The organism is Xinfangfangia pollutisoli, from assembly GCF_020179405.1.
In the GTDB taxonomy this organism is placed as follows: domain Bacteria; phylum Pseudomonadota; class Alphaproteobacteria; order Rhodobacterales; family Rhodobacteraceae; genus Pseudogemmobacter; species Pseudogemmobacter pollutisoli.
Genome location: NZ_JAICBZ010000144.1, coordinates 1 through 4,795, shown reverse-complemented (window position 1 = coordinate 4,795; position 4,795 = coordinate 1). Strand labels below are relative to the sequence as shown.

Below are 4,795 nucleotides of genomic sequence, written 5' to 3'. Positions count from 1 at the left end.
GCCGCGGGGCGTTGCCCCCGCCCCTCGGCCGGCAGAGCCAGGATCACCTGGCCGCGCCGCGGCACCGCGGCCGGATCGGCCGCCGCAACCTGCAGATCGGCGCTCAGCACCCGATAGGGCTGATCTTCCAGCAACAGGCCCAGGGGCCGCGGATCTTCCAGGAACGAGGCATAGCGGAAGCCCCCCGCCCATTCGAGATCGGCCTCTTCGGCCAGGATCGATTCAAGTTCGATCAGCGCCCGGTCGATCAGCCCGGCGACCATGGCCGCATCGGTGCGGGTCGGCCGGCGCGGGGCGGGCGGCTGAGGGGCGACCTTGCCGATGGTCTGCATCTCGATCAGGGCCGACAGGATTTCGGGGGCGACCGCGATCATGCCAAGCCCCGCCGCCGGCCCGTCCAGCAGCGCGATCAGCGCCCGCTCGGGCGGCAGGTCCAGCAGTTCCGCCAGCCCCCGCCGCGCCAGCCGCAGCCCGGTGACATCGACATGCAGACCGATCACGTCGCGGGCCGCGCGCGCGAAGGCCAGCCGCCAGCCCTGGTCGGCGCCGGGGCCGCCTTCGCCCCCTGCGCTGCCGCCACGCGCCAGCTTGCGTCGGATGATGTCGCTCATGCCCAGGGTCCGCCTGCCGCGCTGCCGGATCGGATCTGTCCTGCCCGATCCGCGCCAGCCTAGCCAGAAGGCGTTTGAAAAAGGGTTAAGCCGTGCCACCTTCGATCCGCAGCGGCACGATGATGCGGAAGGCCGCGCCGCCCTGCCCCGGCAGATAGGCGATCGACCCGCCCAGATTGGCCACGATCTCGCGGCAGATCGCCAGGCCAAGCCCCGCGCCCTTGGCGCGCAACTCTCCGGGAAGGCGCGAGAATTTCTCGAAGATCAGCCCCTGCCCCGCCTTCGGGATGCCCGAGCCGTTATCGGCGATGTCGATCCGGACCCGCGCCGCCTTCAGCCGCACGGTGATGCGGATTTCCGGGTATTCGGCATCGCAATATTTCCGCGCATTGGCGATGAGGTTGATGAAAACCTGGGTCAGCCGGTCGGCATCGGTGCGGATGAACAGGTTTTCCGAGGCCAGATCGCGCTGGAAGACAAAGCGTTTCTCGGGCTTCACCTGTTCGGTGGCCAGGATCGCCCGGTCGATCATCTCGCGCAGGTTCGACAGGCTGACCGACAGCTGTACCTTGCCGCTTTCCAGCACCGACAGATCCAGGAGATCGTCCAGCAGCCGGGTCAGGCGCTTGGCCTCGTCCAGGATGATCTGGCCATTGCGCGCCACCATCTCGGGCGGCAGATCGCCTTCCGACAGGATTTCGGAAAAGGCCCGGATCGAGGTCATCGGCGTGCGCAATTCATGGCTGATCTGGCTGAGGAACGCGTCTTTCTGCACCGAGATCTGGGTCAGCTTCTCATTCGCTTCGCGCAGCGCCGTGGCCGAGCGCGCCAGTTCGGCCCGCTGCGCTTCCAGCTGGGCGCTGTATTCCAGCACCTGCGCGGTCTCATGCGCGACGGTCATCAGATCCTCGACCGTGACGGTCTGCCGCCCGACCAGCTTCGAGATCATCGCATGCGCCGTGGCCGCGCCCACCGCGCCCGCCATCCGCTCTTCCAGCGCGGCCAGGAAGGCGGGGGTCGGGTCGGGCAGGATCGAGCGGCTTTTGCCCTGGTCGCGCGCCGCCGCCTCGAACAGCGCCTGGGCGTCCTCGTCGCCCAGGATGCGCTGCGCCATGGTCAGCAGCTCCTCCGGCTCGGCCGCGCCGCCCTCCCAGCGTTGCGGGCCGACCTGCCCGTCGAAGACATTGACGAAAGCCGCGCCCTGCAGCCGCTCGACCGGGCCCGGGAAGGTCAGCACCGAGGTGATGAAGAAGGCCGAGGCATTGGCCAGCAGCGACCAGAACAGCGCATGGATCAACGGGTCCATGTCCGAGGTGCCGAACAGCGCCTCGGGGCGCAGCCAGGACAGGCCCCAGGGCCCCTCGGCCATCAGCTGCGCCGACAGCACGGCATCGGGCCCGAAAGACGGCAGGAACAGCGCATAGACCCAGATCCCGAAGCCCAGAACCAGCCCCAGGGCCGCCCCGGCCCGGGTGGCGCCGCGCCAGAAGATGCCGCCCAGCATGGCGGGCAGGAACTGCGCCACGCCGACAAAGGCGATCAGCCCGATCGCCGCCAGCGCCGCCGAGCCGCCCGAGACATGGTAATAGCCATAGCCCATGGCCAGAACCGCGCCGATCGACACCCGGCGCGCATTCAGCACCAGCCCGCGCAGGTCGCCCGACAGACCCGCCGCCGGCCGCAGCCGCAGCCACAGGGGCATGACGATATGGTTCGACACCATGGTCGCCAGCGCGATCGCCTCGACGATGACCATCGAGGTGGCGCTGGAGAACCCGCCCAGAAAGGCCAGCATCGCCAGACCCCCGCGATCCTGGGCCAAAGGCAGGGTCAGAACGAACATGTCGGGGTTGGCCGAGGCGGGCATCAGCTCCAGCCCGGTCACCGCGATCGGCACGATGAACAGGCTCATCAGCATCAGATAGGCCGGGAAGGCCCAGCTGGCGCGGGCAAGCTGGATGTCATCGCCATTCTCGACCACCAGCACCTGGAACATCCGCGGCAGGCAGATCACCGCGGCGCCCGCCAGGAAGATCAGCCCCGCCCAACGCCCGGGATCCAGCGACCAGCGCGCGATGGGCGAGGCGTCGATCCGCGCCACGATCCCCGACAGCCCGCCCGACAGGCCCCAGACCACGAAGATCCCCACCGCCAGAAGCGCGATCAGCTTGACCACCGCCTCGACCGCGATGGCGGTGACGATGCCGTGGTGCTGTTCCTGCGCATCGAGATTGCGGGTGCCGAACAGGATGGTGAACAGCGCCAGCCCCGCGGTCAGCCAGATCGCGGTCGACCCGGCGCCTGGCGTCGGGCTGTCCGGCGGCGTCGCCGCGGCGAAGGCCTCGAAGGACAGCACCACCGATTGCAGCTGCAGCGCGATATAGGGCGTGGCGGCGATCACCGCCATCACCGTCACGATCACGCCCAGGGCGTTGGACTTGCCGTAGCGGCTGGAGATCAGGTCGGCGATCGAGGTCACCCGATGCAGCCGGCCGATCCGCACCAGCTTGCGCAGCACCCACCACCAGCCGACGAAAACCAGCGTCGGGCCAAGATAGATGGTGACGAACTCCAGCCCCGAGCGCGCGGCATAGCCGACCGCGCCGTAGAAGGTCCAGGCGGTGCAATAGATCGACAGCGACAGCGTATAGACCAGGGGCGAGCGCAGCCAGCCCAGCCGCCCCGCCCGCGCCCGCCGCTCGACCCAGAAGGCGACGGTGAACAGGAAGATCACATAGGCCAGACAGACCAGAACCAGCAGATTGAAAGGCATGGCTCAGCCCCCGCCGCCGCTGATCCCGCCGCTGCCCGCGCCCGTGCTGCCACCGCCCGTGCTGCCGCCGATCCCCCGGCCGGGCTGGCGCGGATCGGCGGGAAAGCCATCCTCGGCCTCGTCGGCCCCGCCGTCATCCTCTTGCCGCGACAGGCCGCGGGCAAAGGCCCAGGCCACGCCGATCAGCAGCACCCAGACGGCGAAGAAATAGAAGACATCGCCCGACAGCCGGCGCGTCCCGGTGCCGGGCGCCGTCCACAGGGCGGGAATGACCAGCAGGAAGGCCCCGAAGACCGGCAGCAATCGGGCCGCATCTCGCAGCCGGCGGCGGCGATAGGGCCGGGGCGCCAGGAACATCACGCGGCGCGGCCGCTTCATGCGGCGCCCGGCCGCGGATCGGTCTGGATCGCCCGGGCACAGAGCGCGCGCACCGCGGCCATCATTTCGGCATTGGCGAAGGGTTTGGCCATGAACCGGTCGGCCCCGGCCCGCACCGCCGCCTCGCGGTCGCGCGGATGGCCGCGTGCGGTCAGCATCAGCACCGGCAGATGCGCCGTCGCCGGATCGGCGCGCAACCCGGTCAGGATGTCCAGACCCGAGATATCGGGCAGCATCTGATCCAGGATCACCAGAACCGGCGCCAGGATCCTGGCCTGATCCACCGCGCCCGCCCCCAGCGCCAGATGGGTCACCTGCCAGCCATCGCGCCGCAACAGAAAGATGATCGCCTCGGCGATATGCGGTTCGTCCTCGATCAGCAGAACATGCGGCGCCACTCCTGCAGGTCCCCTCCCGATGGCCCGTTTTCACCAGTCTGTCATGAAACCCGACCCGCTGTCAAAACCGCCGCGCGCTGGCCGGGCACAGGCCGCGGGCCGGGGCCAGGGCGGCGCGCCTCAGGCGGTTTCCTGCAGAATCGAAGGCTCGCGCCGCGCCGGACAGGCCGCACGGGCGCAGATCCGGCAGGTCGAGCCGATCTCGATCACCCGCCGCCCCGCCCGCGCCCCCGGCTCGGGCAGGATCAGCATCGCCGCCTCGCGCAGTTCTGGCCCGGCAAAGCCCCAGGGCTGGCGCGTCTCGCAATAGGCCAGCGCGCGGTAGATCCCCCCGGCGGGCCCGGCCGATTCGACCAGCGCCTCGACCGGCAGACCCGGCCGGGCCAGCGCCGCGAACAAGGGCCATAACGGACAGGCCGCCCCGAAACGCGGCAGGGCAAAGCCTTCGGCCGGCTTGCGGAAGGTCAGCGTGCCCGAGGCATCGCAGATCGCCAGCCCCGCCTCGGCCCCCGGCCACAGCGCCAGGCGGCGCATCGCCGCCAGCACACCCGCGCCATGCAGCAGCGTGACCGGACGGCCGCCCATTTCCATCAGCTTGACCATCAGCGCATTGGCGATCGTGGACTTGCCCGAGC

The 4,795-nt window shown here is 70.0% G+C and carries 4 protein-coding genes and 1 pseudogene; all 5 read right to left on the bottom strand.

The genetic code is table 11. The annotated features are described in order from the left end of the window. Positions 1-611, bottom strand: a pseudogene (locus K1Y73_RS21345) (FliM/FliN family flagellar motor switch protein); the annotation flags it as partial. 85 nt (positions 612-696) lie between these two features. Beyond that, on the bottom strand, positions 697-3,384 hold the full coding sequence (locus tag K1Y73_RS21340) for an ATP-binding protein (RefSeq protein ID WP_225030416.1): 2,688 nt from the start codon (positions 3,382-3,384) through the stop codon (positions 697-699). 3 nt (positions 3,385-3,387) lie between these two features. Next, the gene (locus K1Y73_RS21335; RefSeq protein ID WP_225030415.1) at positions 3,388-3,762 is read right to left on the bottom strand and encodes a hypothetical protein; all 375 of its coding nucleotides are present in this window, start codon (positions 3,760-3,762) and stop codon (positions 3,388-3,390) included. Further along, positions 3,759-4,160: a response regulator transcription factor gene (locus K1Y73_RS21330; RefSeq protein WP_225030413.1), complete on the bottom strand. Its 402-nt coding sequence runs from the start codon at positions 4,158-4,160 to the stop codon at positions 3,759-3,761. The genes K1Y73_RS21335 and K1Y73_RS21330 overlap by 4 nt, the downstream gene beginning before the upstream one ends. 120 nt (positions 4,161-4,280) lie before the next feature. Continuing rightward, on the bottom strand, positions 4,281-4,795 hold a 515-nt coding region (locus K1Y73_RS21325; RefSeq protein ID WP_225030411.1), incomplete at its 5' end, for a short-chain fatty acyl-CoA regulator family protein.

Bases quoted from the DNA above. Each gene is read 5' to 3' on its own strand.
- K1Y73_RS21340 (WP_225030416.1), bottom strand. From the start codon at position 3,384: ATGCCTTTCAATCTGCTGGTTCTGGTCTGTCTGGCCTATGTGATCTTC.
- K1Y73_RS21335 (WP_225030415.1), bottom strand. From the start codon at position 3,762: ATGAAGCGGCCGCGCCGCGTGATGTTCCTGGCGCCCCGGCCCTATCGC.